The organism is Microbacter margulisiae (assembly GCF_014192515.1).
GTDB lineage: Bacteria > Bacteroidota > Bacteroidia > Bacteroidales > Paludibacteraceae > Microbacter > Microbacter margulisiae.
Genome location: NZ_JACHYB010000002.1, coordinates 84653 through 105621, shown reverse-complemented (window position 1 = coordinate 105621; position 20969 = coordinate 84653). Strand labels below are relative to the sequence as shown.

At 42.1% G+C, this 20969-nt stretch carries 16 protein-coding genes and 1 pseudogene; 6 read left to right on the top strand and 11 right to left on the bottom strand.

Going from position 1 to position 20969, the window contains the following annotated elements:
- Window positions 1-288 precede the first annotated feature (288 nt).
- The gene (locus FHX64_RS09665; protein ID WP_183413661.1) at window positions 289-483 is read right to left on the bottom strand and encodes a hypothetical protein; all 195 of its coding nucleotides are present in this window, start codon (window positions 481-483) and stop codon (window positions 289-291) included.
- A 616-nt stretch (window positions 484-1099) separates the two neighbouring features.
- Between FHX64_RS09665 and FHX64_RS09660 the strand changes: the two genes are divergently transcribed.
- The 6 genes and pseudogenes from FHX64_RS09660 to FHX64_RS14395 all read left to right on the top strand — a co-directional run.
- Window positions 1100-1774 (top strand): hypothetical protein, encoded by a 675-nt coding sequence (locus FHX64_RS09660; RefSeq protein WP_183413660.1) that lies wholly within the window; start codon window positions 1100-1102, stop codon window positions 1772-1774.
- A 114-nt stretch (window positions 1775-1888) separates the two neighbouring features.
- The gene (locus FHX64_RS09655; protein WP_183413659.1) at window positions 1889-2416 is read left to right on the top strand and encodes a glycoside hydrolase family 108 protein; all 528 of its coding nucleotides are present in this window, start codon (window positions 1889-1891) and stop codon (window positions 2414-2416) included.
- 34 nt (window positions 2417-2450) lie between these two features.
- Complete coding sequence (locus FHX64_RS09650) at window positions 2451-2933, top strand: hypothetical protein (RefSeq protein ID WP_183413658.1); 483 nt, start codon at window positions 2451-2453, stop codon at window positions 2931-2933.
- A 173-nt stretch (window positions 2934-3106) separates the two neighbouring features.
- Window positions 3107-5911, top strand: a complete 2805-nt coding sequence (gene uvrA, locus FHX64_RS09645) for an excinuclease ABC subunit UvrA (protein ID WP_183413657.1) — start codon at window positions 3107-3109, stop codon at window positions 5909-5911.
- A 705-nt stretch (window positions 5912-6616) separates the two neighbouring features.
- Complete coding sequence (locus tag FHX64_RS09640) at window positions 6617-7840, top strand: glycosyltransferase (protein ID WP_183413656.1); 1224 nt, start codon at window positions 6617-6619, stop codon at window positions 7838-7840.
- A 656-nt stretch (window positions 7841-8496) separates the two neighbouring features.
- Window positions 8497-8841: pseudogene (locus FHX64_RS14395) on the top strand (transposase); the annotation flags it as partial.
- A gap of 80 nt (window positions 8842-8921) precedes the next feature.
- Here FHX64_RS14395 and FHX64_RS09635 read toward each other — a convergent pair.
- From FHX64_RS09635 to FHX64_RS09590, 10 genes are all read right to left on the bottom strand, one after another.
- Complete coding sequence (locus FHX64_RS09635; protein ID WP_183411862.1) at window positions 8922-9752, bottom strand: IS5 family transposase; 831 nt, start codon at window positions 9750-9752, stop codon at window positions 8922-8924.
- 530 nt (window positions 9753-10282) lie between these two features.
- On the bottom strand, window positions 10283-11269 hold the full coding sequence (locus FHX64_RS09630) for a glycosyltransferase family 2 protein (protein ID WP_183413655.1): 987 nt from the start codon (window positions 11267-11269) through the stop codon (window positions 10283-10285).
- Window positions 11270-11279: 10 nt separating this feature from the next.
- Window positions 11280-12386, bottom strand: a complete 1107-nt coding sequence (locus tag FHX64_RS09625) for a glycosyltransferase family protein (RefSeq protein ID WP_183413654.1) — start codon at window positions 12384-12386, stop codon at window positions 11280-11282.
- Window positions 12387-12408: 22 nt separating this feature from the next.
- The gene (locus tag FHX64_RS09620; protein WP_183413653.1) at window positions 12409-13320 is read right to left on the bottom strand and encodes a glycosyltransferase family 2 protein; all 912 of its coding nucleotides are present in this window, start codon (window positions 13318-13320) and stop codon (window positions 12409-12411) included.
- An 8-nt stretch (window positions 13321-13328) separates the two neighbouring features.
- Window positions 13329-14180 carry a glycosyltransferase gene (locus FHX64_RS09615; RefSeq protein ID WP_183413652.1) on the bottom strand — a complete coding sequence of 284 codons (852 nt, stop codon included), beginning with the start codon at window positions 14178-14180 and terminating at the stop codon, window positions 13329-13331.
- 39 nt (window positions 14181-14219) lie between these two features.
- Window positions 14220-15626, bottom strand: coding sequence for an O-unit flippase-like protein (gene wzx / locus FHX64_RS09610; RefSeq protein ID WP_183413651.1), 1407 nt, complete (start codon window positions 15624-15626; stop codon window positions 14220-14222).
- An 18-nt stretch (window positions 15627-15644) separates the two neighbouring features.
- Entirely contained in the window at window positions 15645-16715 is a 1071-nt protein-coding gene (wecB, locus tag FHX64_RS09605; protein WP_183413650.1) for a non-hydrolyzing UDP-N-acetylglucosamine 2-epimerase, read from the bottom strand.
- A gap of 12 nt (window positions 16716-16727) precedes the next feature.
- Window positions 16728-17846 (bottom strand): non-hydrolyzing UDP-N-acetylglucosamine 2-epimerase, encoded by a 1119-nt coding sequence (gene wecB, locus FHX64_RS09600; protein ID WP_183413649.1) that lies wholly within the window; start codon window positions 17844-17846, stop codon window positions 16728-16730.
- A 3-nt stretch (window positions 17847-17849) separates the two neighbouring features.
- Window positions 17850-19145 (bottom strand): glycosyltransferase family 4 protein, encoded by a 1296-nt coding sequence (locus FHX64_RS09595; protein WP_183413648.1) that lies wholly within the window; start codon window positions 19143-19145, stop codon window positions 17850-17852.
- A 27-nt stretch (window positions 19146-19172) separates the two neighbouring features.
- Window positions 19173-20831, bottom strand: a complete 1659-nt coding sequence (locus tag FHX64_RS09590) for a S41 family peptidase (RefSeq protein ID WP_183413647.1) — start codon at window positions 20829-20831, stop codon at window positions 19173-19175.
- Window positions 20832-20969 lie beyond the last annotated feature (138 nt).

Sequence of the window (20969 nt, the reverse complement as noted above, 5' to 3'; positions counted from 1 at the left end):
TTGAGAGAATGAGGGTTATAACTTCTCATCTTCACTTAACTTCTTGTTGTTCAATCATTCAGTTATTCACTTTCCAACCCCTCCGCTCGTCCCCTTTCACCAAAGGGGACTGCACTTGAACATTATTCTCCGGTAACCATATTAGCCTTAGCTTGCTCTTGCAGATTGTTCTGCCCTTCTGATGAAGGGAAATACCCGGAACTGGGGTAGGGTTAGACATTGAAAGGACTGAAAGAGTGAGAGACAGAAGGATTGAAGGCATAGCTTCTTTACCTTCCTGCTGTCTTGTCATTCAGCCATTGAATGGGTATAAGCGGTTTTCTCTGTTTTTGTATGGTTAAAATAGATAAAAAACAACCTGTTTTGCTCCTTTTCCATCAAATGTGGAATAAATTCAGTCACGAATTTTAACCGGATAGTCACTGTTTTTGACCACTTATACACGATTTTAACACAAAACCATCCTTTTTGCAAATTACGCATTTGTTTGTTATTTTTTATCCATCTAATTTTGAACTGTAAATGAATGGGGCGGAGGCCTCTGTAAGTAAGTTTGAATGGTTTTCCATGTCCATTTTATTTTGACACTGTTTTTTGGTTTTTGCCTTCTTCACAACAATGGGAGTATTCCTCTTTTAATTCTCTTTTCATCATCAGGAGCATTTTTAGAGACTCCCCCTGTTGTGAGGGGCAATGCAAAATGATGCTTTTCGGAAAAAACTCAAAGCGGGACAACCTGATAGAGATACCTAAGCAAACAGTACAGATCGGTAACCAAACAGTACAGATCGGTAACCAAACAGTACAGATTGATGACTGAACAGTACAGATTGATGACTGAACAGTACAGATCGGTAACCAAACAGTACAGATTGGTAACCAAACAGTACAGATTGATGACTGAATAGTACAGATCGGTAACCAAACAGTACAGATTGATGACCAAACAGTACAGATCGGTGATCAAACAGTACAGATCGGTGATCAAACCGTTTCATTCGATAATCATCATAAAGGTATAATTTAGGTTTATAAAATATATAATATCAATATGTTAGATAGGAAATAACTATAGTATTCACTTTTCAAATTTAATGCCATGAGCAAAGAAACTTACACCATGCCCAGAGTACAAAATGTCCGTTACGATTTTGCCAACAATGTGGTTAAGCTATGTACCGAAAATGCTACTGCATGGGATATTCCTGCGGAGACCATAACGTCCATTACAGCACAGCTAGCGGATTATAAGCAAAAATACGATGTAACCAGCAATAGAAGCATCCGTAATCCTGCTGCAACTGCTGCCCGGGAAGCATCCTGGGGCAAATTGGAGATAAGTTTGATCGATTTGTATAACTATTATTTGCTGTATAATGATGCAATAACGGCTGCCGATAAAGAGGCATTGCATATCCATCAGGCAAATTCCGGAGGTTATAGTCCCTCGCCGGCTCCCATAACAACACCGGTGATAACGATTAACACAGAGGAAATATCGATGCTCAGGTTTGTCTATTCCGACTCATCGGCTTCGGGGACACACTATAAACCCAGGAATGTCTCTTTTTGTGAGGTATGGTATAAAGTAGATACCCCAGCTCCCGCCATTCCTGATGATTGCCCGAATAGCTGCAATATCTCTCGGTCGCATAATGCCATCCTGTTTTCTACCCAGGAACGCGGTAAGACCGTTTACGGCTTTGCCCGCTGGGTCAACCGCAATGGCAAGGTAGGTCCATGGAGTGGCATGTTTGCCGCAATCGTGCCATAAGGAAAGAGTTATATAGCCACATATTCCTCACTCCCGGTTACAAAGCAGTGAGCCGGGAGTAGGGAAACGGCAATAGGAGCAATAGCACAGAACATTATTAAACCGAATAACATCATGGCTTTATTTCTTCCGGCACTGCAAAAAGTGCTCGACCGTGAAGGGAGATACGTGAATGATCCCGATGATCCGGGTGGCGAAACCTACAAGGGCATTGCCCGCCGTATCAACAGTAAATGGGAGGGCTGGGTGAGCGTAGATATGGCCAAGACCAGAAACGAATTTCCTGGCAATATGGAGAAGGATGCCGGTCTGCAACAGCAGGTAGAAGCGTTTTACCAGGTAAACTATTGGGACGCGCTTTCCGGCGATAAGATAGAAAACCAATTGGTGGCCGATTCTATCTTCGATTTTGCCGTGAATGCCGGGTTGAAAACCTCTGCATCACTGGCTCAAATGGTGGTAGAATCCAATGCCGATGGCGTTATTGGGCCGGAGTCGCTGGGAAAAATAAACGCTTTTGACCCTGACCATTTTCTTGCGTCATTTGCCTTGGCAAAAATTGCCCGTTACATTACGATTGTACGCAAACGCCCCGAAAGCCGGAAATATTTATACGGTTGGGTTTGCCGGGCACTGGAATGATGTGAAGATGAAAACTAGTAATTATTAATTTGTTATGAGTTTCTTAACCGATTTATTCAGTGGAGGCGCGGGCAAACTGGTGGACAGCGTAGGCAACGTGCTGGACAAAGTGATCACCACTAAACAGGAAGTGATGCAGCAGGAGTTGGAACTGAAAAAAGCCGAGATGCAGTACCGGCTCGATGAACGCCGGCTCGACATCGAGGAGCAGAAAACCCGGCTTGCCGATATTGACAGCGCCCGTACCCGCAGTTCCAATATTGAGACCAGCGCCAATGCTACGTTGCTCTCTAAAAATATCACCTCCTTTCTTGCCATTGGCAGTACAGTGCTCACCTTCGCGCTTTTCTATATTATCATCTTCCGCAATGAAGTGATTAAAGCCGAAGTAAAAGATGTGGTACTCTATGTGTTGGGAGTGCTCAGCGCCATTATCACCCAGGTGTTCAGTTTCTACTTCGGCTCTTCTCAAGGCAGTGTAGATAAGAATAAAATTATTGAGGGGATAAAGAAATAAGGGAACAAACGAACGGATGAAGAATGAGAATTCCATTGAATGTGTTTTCCCGTAGCTTTATTGACTTCTTATTTTCTTTTTTTCGTCATACATCCGGCAATTGATAAACGCCAACTTATCTGTACCTTTGTGGATGGAATAAATGGCCGCCCGGTCATTTTTAGTTTGATAGTATGGCTTCACAAGAAAATATTACAGTACAGGGCGCTCGCGTCAACAACTTAAAAAATATTTCAGTAGAGATTCCACGCAATTCCCTGGTGGTTATCACTGGATTGTCGGGTTCCGGCAAATCTTCCCTTGCATTTGATACCTTATACGCAGAGGGGCAGCGCCGCTATGTGGAGAGCCTTTCGGCCTACGCCCGGCAGTTTCTGGGTCGTATGAGCAAGCCGGAGGTGGATTTCATTAAAGGACTTCCGCCTGCCATTGCCATCCAGCAAAAGGTAAATACTCATAATCCCCGTTCCACTGTCGGCACCTCAACCGAGATTTATGAATACATCAAGCTTTTGTTTGCCAGGATCGGTAAGACGGTGTCTCCTGTTTCGGGGGTGGAGGTGAAAAAGCATACGGTGGAGGATGTGGTGTCGTTTGCCACTACCTTGCCTTTGCACAGTATGCTGATTGTGTTGTCGCCCATTGATTTGGAAAATGGACGCACTTTGCATCAGCAATTGGAATTACTGAAGACGCAGGGTTTCTCCAGGGTAAAGTATGGAGGGCAATATGCGCGAATCAATGATTTGTTGAAGGAAAATTTATCTGAATCTCATGCTGAGGTGATGCTGGTGATTGACCGGTTGGAGGTGACTGAAGATGCAGAGATGAAAAACCGCCTTGCCGATTCGGTTGAAACAGCTTTTTTTGAAGGGAAAAACAGTTGTATTGTCGAAGTGCAAACAGGAGATGAAGTGCAATCTTATCTTTTCTCGAAAGCTTTTGAAGCTGATGGAATGACATTTGAAGAACCTTCTGAACAGCTTTTTAGCTTCAATAACCCCTTGGGCGCCTGTCCGGTTTGCGAAGGCTTCGGACGTGTCATCGGGATTGACGAAAACCTGGTTATCCCTAACAGGCAGTTATCGGTCTATGAAGACACGGTTGCCTGCTGGCGGGGTGAGGTGGTGGGCGAGTGGAAGCAAGAGGTGATTCGTGGCGCTTCTGCCGTAGGGTTTCCTATCCATCGTCCCTATTTTCAACTTACAAAAGAGGAGAAAGCTTTATTGTGGGATGGCTGTTCCGCTTTTCATGGCATTCGCGATTTCTTCCAGTTGTTGGAAGGAAATCAATATAAGATTCAGTACCGGGTCATGTTGGCACGGTATCGCGGAAAGACCGTTTGCCCCGAGTGCAACGGTACGCGGCTCCGGAAACAGGCACAATGGGTGAAGGTAGGTGGAAATTCCATCACGGAACTGGTTGATCTGCCGATCCGGAAACTGAAGGAATTTTTTACTGCACTGGAACTGGAGGAACATGAGCAAGTCATCACCAAACGGTTGATGGTGGAAATCATGAACCGGCTGCAGTTTTTGTTGGATGTGGGATTAGGTTATCTGACGCTTAACCGGCTGTCGAATACTTTATCCGGTGGTGAAAGCCAGCGTATCAATCTGGCGACATCGCTGGGAAGCAGCCTGGTGGGGTCGCTGTATATTCTGGATGAACCGAGTATCGGGTTGCATGCCCGCGATACCGGTTTATTGATTAAGGTGCTTCTTCAACTCAGGGATTTAGGCAACACGGTAGTTGTTGTGGAGCATGATAAAGCTATTATGGAGGCGGCAGATTATATCATCGACATGGGCCCCGGTGCCGGCAGGTTGGGCGGCGAAGTAGTGCTGTCGTCACCGATGCCTCTCCCGGAACAGACGGCAGAGAGTTCATCGCGTTCGTTTACGTTTCGCTATTTGACCGGGCAGGAAGCAATTCCGGTTCCCCAACATCGGCGTAAGTGGAATAATTACATTGAAATAGAAGGAGCTGCCGAGAACAATCTGAAATATATTACCGTCCGTTTTCCATTGAATATCTTTACCGTGGTAACAGGAGTCAGCGGCAGCGGAAAATCTTCACTGGTTCGGGGTATCTTTTATCCTGTCATGAAGAAGGAATTGGGAGGAGTTGCCCCAGAGCGTCCCGGGAATTATGGGAGTGTAAGCGGGAGTTTACATCTTGTGTCCGATATTGAATTTGTCGATCAAAACCCGATCGGGAAATCTTCGCGATCCAATCCGGTGACCTATCTCAAAGCGTATGATGAGATTCGACGTCTGTTTTCCGAACAGCAACTGGCGAAACAAATGGGTTTTACTCCTTCTACCTTTTCATTTAATGTGGAAGGCGGACGATGTGAGACATGCCAGGGTGAAGGAGTTATTACGGTAGAGATGCAGTTTATGGCAGACATAACACTGACTTGTGATGAGTGCCATGGGAAACGGTTTAAATCGGATGTGTTGGAGGTAAAATATCATGGATCGTCTATTTTTGATGTGTTGGAGATGACCGTTAATCAGTCGATCGAATTTTTTTCATCATCCAAAGGTGTAACGGAAAAGCGGATTGTGAAACGGTTGAAGCCGCTGCAAGATGTAGGGCTGGGTTATGTCAAACTAGGGCAATCATCGAGCACACTTTCCGGAGGAGAAAGCCAGCGCGTTAAGTTAGCCTCGTTTTTGGCTGAAGAGAAAAGCTCGCCTATGTTGTTCGTGTTTGACGAACCGACCACCGGCCTGCATTTTCACGATATAAAGACGTTACTGAAAGCTTTTGATGCGCTGATTGAGCGTGGACATACTGTTGTGGTCATTGAACATAATCCCGAGGTGATTAAATGTGCCGATCATGTGATCGATCTTGGCCCGGATAGCGGCGAGGATGGAGGCGAAATAGTTTTCGAAGGTACGCCTGAAGCATTGATGCAATGCGAACGGTCGGTTACCGGTCGTTACCTGAAAGAAGAATTGGCATAAAAGAAGATGAAAACCTCAAAGTAGATGGTAGTGTAGTAGAAATTTGAGAATCTGAAGTTAAGTAAGTTACAGGAAGATCTAACCCTACCCCCTGCGGGTACTTCCCTTCATCAGAAGGGCAGAACAATCTGCATGAGCAAGCTAAGGCTAATATGGTTACCGGAGAATAATGTTCAAGTGCTGTCTCCTTTGGTTAAAGGGGACGAGTGGAGCCGAGGGGTTGGAGAATCAAATAATTGAATGACCGAATTACAGAATAGCAGGAAGTTAAAGAAGTCGTATTCAATTGACAATGGACAGTTGACAATGAAAATCTGAAGATGAGAAGTTAAAGAAGTTACGGGAAGTTGAGAAGATAAAAACTGCAAAATAGACAGTAGTTGGTAGATAGTAGGAATCTGAGAATCGGAAATTTACCCTAAATCCCTAAAGGGACTTTAAACGCCAAATGATTGAAGAAGAAGTTAAGGAAGTTGGAACCTTCAATCACTCAATCCTTCAATCTCTTATTGGCAATCGGGTTAATCCAAAATTTCCATAACAGATTGTCTTTAGACCTTAGACTTTCGACCGCTGTTTGTTGTTTCTCTAAAAACTTTACACCTTACACTTTCAACCGTAGTTCTCTTTCGGCTTTCGACTAATTATCTCATCATCACATTATCTTCTAACTTTCATGCTTTATCAAATAAATTATAAATACACATGAATACACGCCTGATCTTGTTGACCGACAGTTTCCCATTTGGAAACAAAGAGACTTTTCTGGAAACTGAAATCGGGTTTTTGAGTGACGCCTTCGCATCGGTACATCTCTTCCCATTGCATGGAGAAGGTGATGTTCGTCCGCAGGCAGGCAATGTGGTAGTGCATGCTCCGTTTCTTCCTTTTGATCCTAAGAATCAAAAACGTCTTTTTATTGCAGGGTTATGCAATACCGGTCCGCTCGGTTTTGCGCTGAAAGAACTGATAACGAAATCCATTTATACCAATCCGGTGCATCTGCGGGTTTGGTCGGCTGCTTTGCTTGTGTTACGGGCTGCGCATGCCAACCGTTCACGGATGAAAGAGTTGCAGGCGTTGATTGATGCCGAAACGGTGGTGTATTCTTATTGGGGCGATAAACTGGCATTATTGATGCCTTTTCTGAAAGCTGGGCATCAGGATTTGCAGCGTGTTGCACGGTTTCACCGGACAGATCTTTATGAAGAGTTTAAGGGTGGTTATATTCCGTTCCGGCAGTTATTGTTGCCGACGCTGTCGCATTGTGTGTTTATTTCCGAAGATGGGCAGGAATATATGACCAGGCGGTATGCACAATGGATTCGTCATGCACATTTGTTTCGTCTGGGAGTTGTGGACAACGGCTTAAATACTGCGGATGCATCGTCGGTATTCCATCTTGTCAGTTGTTCCTACATGGTACCGGTAAAAAGGATTTCTTTGTTGATTGAAGCCTTGCAGCTCATCCATGTCTCTTTGAAATGGACGCATATCGGCACAGGCCCATTGTATGAGACGATCTCCAACAGGTCGAAACAATTGCCTGATTGTGTTACTGTTGAACTGGCAGGAAGCAAAACGAACCGCGAAGTGTTGAACTATTACGCGACTACTCCTATTGACCTGTTTATCAATGTCAGTGAAAACGAAGGCGTCCCTGTTTCCATTATGGAGGCGTTGTCGTTTGGAATTCCTGTGATTGCCACTGACGCGGGAGGTACAAGAGAGATAGTGGATGAGGCAGTGGGTAAGCTTCTACCGGTTGACATATCGGCTGATGGGGTTGCACAGGCTATTGTATCGTATATGCGGCAAGAGAATAAAGCTACCATTCGTAAAAACGCACGGGAAAGATGGCAGGAGCGGTGTGATGCTACCAGAAACTACAGTGAATTTGCCCGGTTTCTGCAAGGAGTTACGGATTAAGTAGTGGAAATAAGTAGGGTTGTCATTCTTATTTCGGATAAGGAATTAACCTTAGCAGGCGTGCAATAATGGAATAAGGTTAATTCCCAGGGCGGTTATTGTTTCCCTACTAAGGGGTTAAGCTACACCTGAAATAAGGTTCCGAAATGGTTATCTGATCCAGGTTGTTGCAAATGAGATTGGGAAAAGAAGCAGTACATTAACCCTCTCCCGTCCTACAGACACTCTCTCCTATAAAAGAGAGGGGAATTTGAAAACAGGGTTTATGTCACAAAAGAAAATACCCGATAATATGATTTAAAACCTTATTTCGGATAAGGAATTAACCTTAGCAGGCGTGCAATAATGGAATAAGGTTAATTCCCAGGGCGGTTATTGTTTCCCTACTAAGGGGTTAAGCTACACCTGAAATAAGGTTCCGAAATGGTTATCTGATCCAGGTTGTTGCAAATGAGATTGGGAAAAGAAGCAGTACATTAACCCTCTCCCGTCCTACAGACACTCTCTCCTATAAAAGAGAGGGGAATTTGAAAACAGGGTTTATGTCACAAAAGAAAATACCCGATAATATGATTTAAAACCTTATTTCGGATAAGATATTCTCCCTTAGTAGAAAAGATAACACATAAATAGACTTAACCTTATTCCCTTATTATATGAAAATTGAATATAACAATTTATATACACATTTTGTTTTTACCACGTTACACCGTTTGCCATTAATTCAGGAAATCCATAGGCAGCGCATTGAAAAATATATAACCGGCATTGTCAATAACCATGGATGCCATATGTATGCTATTTATGCCAATCCGGAACATGCGCATTTCCTTGTCTCCCGCTCTCCTGACATATCGGAAGAGCAACTGGCAGACGTTGTTGCATCAGCATCTGATCGTTTTATTAATGAGAATAAACTGTGCACAGGAGCCTTTGAGTGGCAAATGAGCTGTTCCGCTTTTTCTGTCTCTAAAGGCGATGTTGATAGAGTCTGTAAATACATATTGAATCAAAAGGAACATCATTGGAAGCATACTTTTGCAGAAGAGTATGATGCCTTTCTGAAATTTTATCAACGAAGTCATCTTGACTTTTTCTGTTTAGTAATTTTCTTAAGTAGTATCACGATAAAAGCGATAAGGTTAAAGCTTTGCCAACTGGAGCAAGTAACATCAAATCTGTTCAATAGAGATCTGAAACTATCCATCCATGCATTGGTTCTTTCTATGCAATAGCGTTGCTGATAGAGCAATTCATCGAAGAATATATCATCCGTATGTGCTGCGTTACGCCAGTTAATAGCGATGTTGGGTATTATTTCATGGGAAGAACAGAATTCTCTGAACTCCGCAGAGTCAAAACCTGCATCGGCATTAAGAAAAAGACCATCAACTCTTATATCGGAGTTATTCAGCGAATCAATAATGTCGGTAAAACGTTCTTTAATTTGATGTAAATCATTGTGATTCCCTTCTATCGGGTCTGATATGGCCAATGGGATACCTTGTCTGTCTGTAAGATAAAGAGCATTGGTAGTCTTCCTTTTCTTCCGACCCTGATAAGCAACCTGTTCTCCTCCACGTAATGCGGGGGTATGGCTGCCATCCAAATCAACACTGGACATGTCCAATGAGGCTCTGTATTTATTCAATAAACCAAACCAGATTTGTTGTAACACTCCTGATTTACACCATGTACGAAAATAACCGAAAACAGTCTTATAATGCAATACGACATTAGAAAATAAACTTTTAACGGGCAACATATGCCATTGACAACCTGTTTTTAATTTGTACAATATGCAGTTAACAATCTCGGCGATATCACACTTTGTCCTGAACCCTCTCTTGGGTACAGGGATGAATGGCACTATTTCTTTATTTATTGTATCTTTGTCGAGTACTAAGTACATGGGGAAGAGTGGTGTTTTATAGTTTTGCTTTTCATAAAACGGCTCTTCCCTTTTTTTAGTATTTAAAGCTTGTAAAAGTCAAGACGAATTCAACATACTTTGAGCGCTATAAAATAAGGGAATAAGGTTAATTCCCAGAGCGGTTATTGTTTCCCTACTAAGGGGTTAAGCTACACCTGAAATAAGGTTCCGAAATGGTTATCTGATCCAGGTTGTTGCAAATGAGATTGGGAAAAGAAGCAGTACATTAACCCTCTCCCGTCCTACAGACACTCTCTCCTATAAAAGAGAGGGGAATTTGAAAACAGGGTTTATGTCACAAAAGAAAATACCCGATAATATGATTTAAAACCTTTTGAATCAAAAGGAATATCATCGGAAGCATACTTTTGTAGAAGAGTATGATGCCTTTCTGAAATTTTATCAACATACTTTGAGCGCTATAAAATAAGGATACAGGATAAACAAAATACGCTGAACAGGCTTGGTATATACTACTGATTATTGTTAGTCAAAGTGCCGGCAGATTATTATCCCAGAAATCGTTTCTTCAATGCAATGGTGTTCGTGTAGAGCGCAATAAAAACATTCAGGCAACAGTGATTTTTTGTTGATGCCAGACGCAGGATTATTTTCTCATGCAGCTTTAATGGCATATCGACCTTTCCGGTATCAGAAAACTGACGGATTATCTGATCGCGTAAGCGGGGAGGAAAGGTCATGAGCAGATTGATCTTCGATTTTAGTTTTATTTTTTGTAGGGGAACGATAAATTTCCCAGCATCCGGACGGCTATTGAAGAATGTTTCGACAATAGTCAGTGATTGGAGAATATTATCGAGTTTCTTTTCATTCCATGATTTTGTAGCTGCAGAGGCGTTGTAAAGCACGTAATGGTACAACGGTTTATCAATTTTGGCAATTGATGAGGCGAAATAAGCCAACCGGGTTACCGTATGATAATCTTCCAGAATGTTAACTCCTTCCGTGCAGGCAATATCATGTTGTGAATAGAGATTGGAACGAATCAGCTTGGCGCAACAATAAGCCGGCGTATCTGCGGCAATCAGTTGTTGAGTGTATGCCAAAGGATCGGCCTCATAGGGGAGGCGTTGTATTTTTACGCTTTTCCCCCATTCGCGGGCAATATCGCACACCACAATATCGGCGCGTTTCTGTATTGCTTCCTTGTAAAGCAATTCAACCGCATCTTTATCAATGTAGTCGTCGCTATCTACAAAACATAGATATTCTGCTGAAGCCAAGGATACCAATGTGTTGCGTGTGGCGGCAACGCCCTTGTTTTTCTCATGCCGGTTTACTATCACGTTGGGTTGTCTTTCGGGATATTGGACAATAATCTGGTTTAAGATGTCCAAGCTATTATCCCGCGAACCGTCATCTACAAACACGAATTCGAGTTCCTTGAATGTTTGTTCAAAAAGGGAGCGAACACACTTTTCAAGAAAAAGGGCGGTATTGTAAACCGGGACTAATATGGAGACCTTAGGTGTCATGGTGTATGAATCATTTCCCGAATAATGCCTGGAATACTTTGTCAAAGCGTTTTGTCCATGTATGTTCCGATTCTGCCCGTTTCCGGGCGTTCTCTTTCATTTCAAGCCGTAGGCGTGCATTTTCGGGTTTCAGATAGAAGGTTGCCTTATCGATAAACTCTTCGTTATTTTGACATAGGACGATTTCTTTTCCATCTTCAAAATAACCGGACAGCTCTTCCGTAAACGGGGTGATCTGTAGTCCACCGCACATGGGTATTTCGAAAGTGCGCAAGTGCAGTTTATGCACCGGATGTTTGAGTACAAAGGTATTTCGTAACTCTGATATTCCCAAGGCAAGGGCATGGTTGGAGTAGGTTTCGCTCATTTGACTGAAGGGAACCGAGTGTTTAAGTTCGAGAAAATCATTGTTTACCAAATGATTCTTTGCCGGGAACAGTTTGTTTTTTATGGTTCCATAAGCCACCCTTCTGCCAATGCCGAATTTTGATAATCGCCACAGGAGCAAAGCGGTTTCCTGATACGTCAATGCCTTTGGGGCAGTGTGATTGCCATCGGAGAAGAAGCTATCGGAATAGAGTGTGCAGGGTATTTTGTTGCTGGTTAACTGATTAATCCGGTTTACACGGTCATCATAAAGCCTTCCGATAAAGCCTATCGAATTGATTTCATGGGTATGGTTGGGAATAAAAGCATAAGGATTGGCAGCGTAAGGTTGAAAAATCGTTTTGCAATGCCATTTCTCAAAAAGTGGTTGCGTTTCCCATGACGTAAGCCAGACCAAATCAAAATAGGGAGCCATGTCCCGGTGAATAAAAGGTGCGTGCAAATTATCAAAGCAGATGAGCAATGAAGGGATTCCTATCTTTTGTACCTCTTTCATGGTTTCCTTATACAGAAACTTTTCAGGCGCTGCATTCATGAATAGATCAATGGATGCAGCCTGCTGCCGTAGTGTTTTGGGCAATTGTTCGTTTGCTTCGTCAATGGTATTGAATGATAATGGGTTGTAAACAGTGATCGTATGTCCGTTTCGTTCTAATTCGTCAAAAATATGGATTCGTTGCCATTGCAGCATATACGAAGGCGTTTCGGGGAAAAAGTAGAAAATGTTCATAGCTAAAGAGTAGAATACAGATTCAATGGGCTGTTTGCTTCCAGTTCCGATAACGTTGAAACTGGTTGCGGATGATGTCATTCTTTTTGTGCCAATAGGATTGTTTTGCCTGGTTGCCAATGACTTTGAAAAGAGTAGAGGCCATTACTCCTTTGGTTTGATGAATCAAAAAAACACAACGGGCGCAACCGGATGTTTTATCTGCATACAGGAAGCGGCTATACCACATTTCGGAAAATGTCCATTTATCTACTTTTTTAGCTTCAGGTTCGCCGGATTGTTCTCCGAAATGGATGATTTCAGCCGTAGGAATAAACCAAACGGAATACCCTGCTTTTTTTGAGCGATATGTTAATTCTGTTTCTTCGAAGTATAGGAAGAAATCGGGATCAAAGCCTTGTAACTGATCAAACAGACTTTTACGAATCATCAGGTCGGCGCCGGATACGAATCCAGCTTTTACGGGGTTGCTATAGACCGGTTGCTTTTTGGATAATAAAAAAGGAGCAAAGCAAACTTTCCATTCAGCCATTAAGGAGGGAAGTCTTTGGAACGAAGTTGCCAGGGACAAATCCTGATTAAGCAATTGCGCGCCACAGATGCCGGCTCTAGGGTTGCTTTCGAGAAAATCAACCAATGTCTTAATGGCGTTATTGCGAATGAGCGTATCGGAATTAAGCAAAAAGAGATATTTCCCTTTTGCTATTTTAGCTCCGATGTTGTTAGCCCGGCCAAAACCCCAGTTGGTATTTTCAGCCAAAAGTGTCACAGCAGGGAATTTCTCTTGGATCATTTCAACGCTTCCGTCGGCTGACGCATTGTCAACTACAATAATTTCATAATGAACGTCACGCGTTTGTTCCATAACCGATTGCAGGCAGTTATGAAGAAGCGCTTTCGTGTTGTAGTTCACAATGATGATAGAGACGTCCATGTTTGTTATTAGATGAAATGGTCGTATTTGCCCAATTTATTTTTATGCGCATGCCATACAGCAGCAAGGATAGCCTGAAACTTTTTAAGCGGATATTTTTCTAGTTCTATTTTCAAAGTACGATGGATAATGTTGTATCGGATAAAACTTTTCTGTTCCCGTTTGGTAAAAGCTTCCGGGTAATGTTTAAATATCCAAAGCGTATTCCGGAGGTAATAGTAAGTGCGTTGTGCAGAATAATGATTAATAATCAACCCTGTCCAATGTTTTTCTTTATCTCCTAGTCTATGTATCAGATTAATATGATTCAGTTGAAAGGTTTTATATCCTTTTGTTCCTGTCCGCAGGCCATATTCAATATCCACTGTGTCAATCACCAGTCCTTGATTGAATAATGAAACTTGTAGCAGGCTATTAATGGGATAAATAGCTCCTGATGTTATGACATAGGGAACTTCCTGAATGTTTTCGTCGGCATAACCGGGCAGGTTCAACCCCGGTCCGTAAGCAGCGATGTGATCGTTTTCAATTTGTTGTATAGCTTGTAAATAGTTTTCGAAATGACCCGGTGCAAAGCAGCTATCCTGATCCATCGTCAACAGATGCGTATATCCCTGTTGGTCAGCCCAACGCGTTATTTCATTAAAAGGATATGCCAGATATTCGTTTTTGCCGGTGGTGCGCACTTCCACTTTATCACTGTTTAATTGCTCTACGACTTGTGTAATAATGCTTTGTTCGTGTGGCGTGTTATCCCAGATAATCAGCCTGTCAATCCAGGGAAGGTAGGAATTTATATTTGTTTCCAGATCATCAGGCTGGGGGTAATATGCAGTGACAATGCCGATTATTTTCAACATACAAACTATTGTGTTAAGCTATTGAACAAAGGTACAAAGTTATTTTTTAACGGTCTCCTTTATCCCTTGCAAAAATGTCCGGAAGGCTTGAAAATAATCTCCTAACGTGAGTTTCAAATCCTGAATGACGGATAGCGGCCATTTCCAGTTTTGATAGGTTGCCTGTGCCAGTCCCGGTGCTAATAACATGCTCCAGATACCTAACGATGTAACTTTTAGTCCCAACAAAAGAAGGATGATGGTTCCCGTTCCTGACAAAAGTGATGCTTTCACGAAAGGTACTTCGTTTTTGGTAAGCAGCAGTGCTCCCGAAATGCCATGATTCGTCTCCAAGAATCCAATTATCAGACAAACAAATATCATTACATCAGGCAGGAGATGGGTTTTACTATGAATAAATTGAAGGACGGGAGGCCCAGCTATAATGAGCCCGGTTCCCATAACGATAAAAGATCCGATCAGGAAAATTTTACTCTTGGTGTATAGCCGCTTTACGCCATCAATTTCATTATTAACCCGATATAAAGTCATTTTCGGATAATAAGTAGTGAACCAAATGCTTCCGATAGATGCAATTAAGTCAATAAATTGTTTCGTCGTTCCATAAGAGGCTATATCCGTTAACGATAAATAAAGGGGCGCAATAAGTATAACCGCTTTATTGATCAGGAATCCGCCTACCGAGGTGAGGCCGATTTTGATAGCATTGGGTGTCATGATTTTCATGATCGCCCGTACAGGCATGGCAGTGCTGTGTTTGATCTGATATTTTATCTCTTTGTCGTAAAATGCCAGATAGGATAATGTGCGGTTAATGATATCACTGATAAACATTCCGACCACCAGAGACATCAATCCGAGGCCGTTCAGAAGAAAAATAGCCGTAATGATGATACGGGCGCTTTGTGCTGCAACAATAATCTGCATATTTTTCTTTACAAATCCCCTCCCGGTCAGTAAAGCGCCATAATAGAAAGTATATAACTGGTATGCAACAAGTGTTCCGTATGTAAACCAGGCGACCCAAACTACATGAGTATTTCCGTTGTATTTTTCAAGCACAGAACGCAAATAGAAAGGACTGGCTAAGATAAACAACAGCAGAAAAGCGCCTGCCAGAATGCCGTAATATCTTCGCATGGCATTGATGACACTACGTAAAAGTCCATAGTCTATGGATGAATCATTTTGGTCAACAGCGACATATCCTTCCGCTTTGAGCTCTTTGACTCCACTGAAGATGTAGGTAATATTACGGGCGAATGCATTGGAAAAACCGAAATCGAGCAAGATAGCAATGGATCCGATAGTCAGGAAAATATTCCATAATCCTACTTCCTGGCTGGGCAGAAGGCGTAATACCAATGGCAACACAATCAGCCCTGAGGCGATGCGCATAAAGGTAGCCGCAAAATTCCATGCCACATCTTTTCGTCCGATTTGCATGTGTGGTATTTTTGTTGATTATAGTTCTTTGATTGTTAATGCTATCTGTTCAGCAGCTGTTCCATTGCCATACAGATTGAGCGAAAAGTCGGATTGTTTTTGCTTCATGGTGTGATAAGCGGCAAATAACAGGTTTTCGTCAGCGCCTACCAATGTGTTGAATCCATTTTCCACCAGCTCAACCCATTCCGTTTCTTCACGCAATGTGATGCAATGTTTACCGAAGAAAAAGGCTTCCTTTTGAACTCCTCCACTGTCGGTTATGACCAATTGGCAGGATTTCAGGAGTCTAATCATATCAAAATATCCAACGGGTTTAATAATGATACATTTTGAACGGATATGACATTGGCTTAAAATGTGTTCTGTGCGTGGATGTAATGGAAGAACAACCGGTATTTCATGATTAATGGCATTCAATCCATCAATCAAATGATGAAGCTTTTGAATATCATCCGTATTTTCTTGCCTGTGAATGGTTGCCAGTACAAAATGGTGTAATCCTAATTGTTCGATAATGGTCGATTTTAATGCTGCTTTCTGCGCATAATAGTAGGCGGCATCCTGCATTACATCTCCATTTTTGATTATTTTGACAGGAAAAAGATCAAACCCTTCACGTTTAAGATTTTGTATGGCATTTTCCGTCGGGCAGAAAAGGATGTCGGATATGCGGTCAGTTATGATTCGGTTGATTTCTTCCGGCATTTTCATATTGAAAGATCGCAGGCCGGCTTCGACGTGAATTACCGGAATATTAATTTTTTTTGCTGCCAATGCCCCTGCCAGTGTAGAGTTCGTATCACCGAAAACCATTACGGCATCAGGTTGTTCTTGCAACAAAAGTTTCTCAATCCCTTCAAGCATACGCCCGGTCATTGCTCCGTGCGTCAAACCGTTAATATTCAAATTATGGTCTGGTTTGGGGATTTCCATTTCCTCAAAAAACACGTCCGACATGTTGGCATCAAAATGTTGTCCTGTATGCACCAACACTTCGTCAATGCCATGTTTTTTGAGCATTCGGCTAACGGCAGCAGCTTTCACAAACTGAGGCCGTGCCCCAACAATAGTGAAAATACGCTTCATAGGTTTATGATTTTAAATCGTTTCCAGAATCGCTACAATCCGTTGTGCAGTTTTTCCATCCCAATATTTTGGGTTTGTTCCTTTCTTTCCGTTTCCCTGAAGAATTAAGTTGATTTCTTGTTCTATATCATTCAGCTGAATCAATTTGTTACTCCCTTCCCATACTGTCACAGGGCGCTCTGTATTCGGGCGAACTGTCAGGCAAGGAATATTGAGATGAGTAGTCTCTTCCTGAATGCCACCGGAGTCGGTCAAGGCAAAAGTGGCGTTGCTCACCAAATGAATAAATTCAAGATAACCTAACGGTTCAATCAACAAAAGATGTTCATATTGATTGATCTTGTCAAGCAATCCGAATTGTTGAATGTTTTTATAGGTACGGGGATGAATGGGAAATACCAGGGGAATCTTTTCGGAGATAGCACCCCAAATTGAAACCAGTTGCGTCAATATTTCTTTATTATCTACATTGGACGGACGATGAAACGTCATGACCCCATATCCAGCTTTTGCAATATCTGCAATGTTGATATGTTCTCCTTTATTCAACAAGGGGAAAATTTGCGTACTGCTTTGGGCTTTGGATAAGTTAGCTTCCAGTGTGTCAATCATCAGGTTTCCGACCATAAAAATCTGATCTGCTGAAACGCCTTCTTTGAGTAAATTGTCATCGGCATCGACACTTGTGGTAAAAAAATAATCGCTTATGGCATCGGTCACAAGTCGATTTATTTCTTCGGGCATAGAGCGGTCACGGCTGCGTAATCCGGCCTCATAATGGATGGATTTGATGTTAAGTTTTGCAGCAACTAACGTGCAGGCTGCCGTACTGTTTACATCGCCAACCACCAGAACAAAATCGGGTTTTTCGTCCAAACAAACCTGTTCAAAACCCATCATGATACGTGCTGTCTGTTGGGCATGTGATGCAGAACCTACTTCAAGATTGATATGTGGAGCTGGAATGCCTAATTCTTCAAAAAAACGGCCTGACATCTGGTTGTCGTAATGCTGTCCGGTATGTACCAAAATAGCTTCAAGATGAGGATTATCCTGAAGCGCATGCATCAACGGAGCTATTTTCATAAAATTTGGACGTGCTCCAACTACCAATAATATTTTTTTCTTCATGGATTAATGTTTTGTAATATCATCAAGAAGGCCGGCAAATACACCACATTGCGCTTTCCGTGAATATTTTTCGTAGCCTGTGGTGGTGGAATGAAGTGTGCCTTGTTGATACTGTTCAAAGTAATGTAGTAATGTGTTTTTCATTCCTTTGAGATCGTCAAAATCGACGATGATGCCTGCTTTTGTTTCGTCCAAAAGTTTGGCTATATCGCTACTACTGGGTCCAATGGCTAAAACAGGCCGTTGCGATGCCATGTATTCATAAAGCTTGCCCGTTAAAATGCCATTGGCATTAGGAGTATTGTTAATAAGCAACAGCAAGATCTGCGCATTTTGTTGAAACCGGATGGCTTCATGATGTGGCAGATACCCTATGTTTTCTACATAATCTTTTAGTTGAAAACGGGATATGTCATCCGAAACGGATGGGTCTGTGTTGCCTACAAGTTTAATCTTTAAATTCTTCTGAAGTCCCGGATTATTTGGAAGTAACTCACTTAAAGCTTGCCAGAGAAGTGTTGGATTTCGTGCCTCATTAATGCTACCGATATGAACAATGGTAAAATTTTTGTCTGGTTTTGCTTCCTCTTGAGGAAGGTCGGCTTCGTCATATCCATTGTGAACCAAAGCAGTTCTTTGGGGATGTTTGGCTTCAAACTCGGCACACCATGTTGGCGTGACGCTTACTACGCAATTGGCTTCGGCAATAACTTGCTGTTCTTTCCGTTTATGGATCCTGTCGGCACACCAAGTCAAATTGAGATCTTTGTAAAAATCAATGTTTGTCCACGGATCTCGAAAATCAGCAATCCATGGAATATGTAATTTGTGATGCAATTTCAGTCCGATCATATGCATAGAGTGGGGTGGTCCTGTAGTCACCATAGCATCGACCGGATGGTCTTTTAAATATTTCGTCAGAAATTGCACGGATGGATGTATCCAAAAGCAACGTGGATCAGGAATCAGCAAATTACCCCGCAAAGTCATTCCGATTGTATGTACTGTACCTCCTTTTTGCTGTCCAATGACTACGGTTTCTTTACTCCTTTTCTTCCCCGTTAAGCGGTTGAAGAGCTGGTATGGCTCCCAAATAGGTGTCTTTAGAACCGTCGTATTCGGGGACACATCTTTTAGAAGTGATTCATCTTTTAACTGAAAATCAGGATTCTCAGGTGTATAAATAACAGGTTCCCATCCGAATTGTGGCAAATATTTAGCAAACTTCAACCAACGTTGAACTCCTGAACCGCCTGACGGTGGCCAATAATAGGTAATGATGAGAACCTTTTTCTGCATGAAACAAATAAACTGGTTTACAGAAACTTATTTTCCAAGTAATTTGTTGTATTCTGCGTTGTTGTCGAGCACTTCAATTGCCTTATCCACTGTTTTGTCATGTTGTATGGAGTAGCGGACGGCGCCTTCTTCGTAATAATAACGTTTTACAATTTCACCATTAATCAGTTTTTCAATGTCAGGTTTAAACCGCATTAAATCCTGATCAATATTAGGCACCAGAATCGATTGGAGTGATTTGAAATCTGTAGCCGCAAGATCTCCGTATCCTTCCATTTTTGCAGTAGCAATGAGCTTATTTAGTAATGTCGCGCTTTGCAGTGTATAGTGAAAATGCTGTGATTTTACAAAGTTGATGAAGTTCTGATAATCTGCATCGGTTATGCCGAACTGTTCCGGAGCTGCTATCGAAAGATGTTTTAAGGCATATTGTGTGGCAAAATCGAAGATAATGTTTTGTGTATATAAATAGTAGGTGATATTTACAGGAGTACTGTCTTTGACTTCAACATCTGGACGTATGCCACCTCCATCGCGAACTAATCTTCCATCCATAGTTTTGAAAACATGCGTCAGGCTGTCGGGAACCCGCATTGGACTGCCATCAGCATTGCGTTCAGCATAATTGATGGCCTGAATGCACCTGCCACTTGGAATATAATATTTAGCCGTGGTGACTTTTAAGTGTCCATCGTAAGGCAATGGTTTGATTGATTGTACTAATCCTTTCCCAAATGTACGTGTGCCAACAATTACAGCTCTATCCAGATCTTGTAGTGAACCGGATAAAATTTCAGCAGCGGAAGCTGTATTGCCATCTACCAAAACAGTCATGGGTAAGCTAGGTACAATTGGTTCGTTTTGTGTTCGATACACTTTATCCCAAGCCTTTACTTTGCCTCGGGTCGACACTACTTCGGTACCCTTAGGAACAAAAAATCCAACCATTTTTACCGCTTCATCGATGATCCCTCCCGGATTATTGCGAAGATCAATCATTAATGAAGTAATATGTTTGCTAAGAAGATATTGCAAAGCAGTTTGCATTTCATCAGCAGCATTTTCGGTAAAACCGCTTAGCATGACGTATCCGATATTGTTTTTCAGAACGCCGTAATACACTACCGGATTAATAGTGATTTTCTCACGCGTTACATTGAAATACAATGGCTTGTCGATCCCTGGTCGTTGTATTTTTAATTTTACCACCGTTTGCGGTTGTCCTTTTAGCAAGTTACTGACTTGCTCAGTGGTTTTTCCTTTCAATGCAACTCCATCCAGAGAGAGTAGGATATCTCCTGCTTTCAACCCGGCTTTTTGAGCTGGCTTCCCATAGAAAGGCTCATTGATGTAAACATATCCATTTTTTTGTCCTATTTCAGCTCCGACACCGGCATACTCTCCTGTAGTTAGTTCTTTGAGAAAGTCGGTTTGATCTTCAGGTATATAAATCGTATAGGGATCAAGATCGGAGAGCATGTCGTTGATACCTGATGTAATGAGTTTTTGATAATTAACTGTATCTACGTAAAACGCATCCAGATCTCTGAATAAGGCATTGAAAATATCCAGGTTTTTCGACAATTCGAAATGTTTATCACCTGTATTGGTATTTGCGCTCCATGCGCCGCTGGTAGCCAGCACCAACAAGAGTGCAGCTAACGATAATCTTTTAAGTATCGACATACGGATATTTGCTTTAAGTTTTTGCAAAAATACAGAATATTTCCCGTTTAGGAATCGAGTTATGACAAATAGGGAAAAATTAGGCTCTTATAATGCAAAACGTGCTTTTCTATTTCTTAGCCTGACTATTTAAAATCA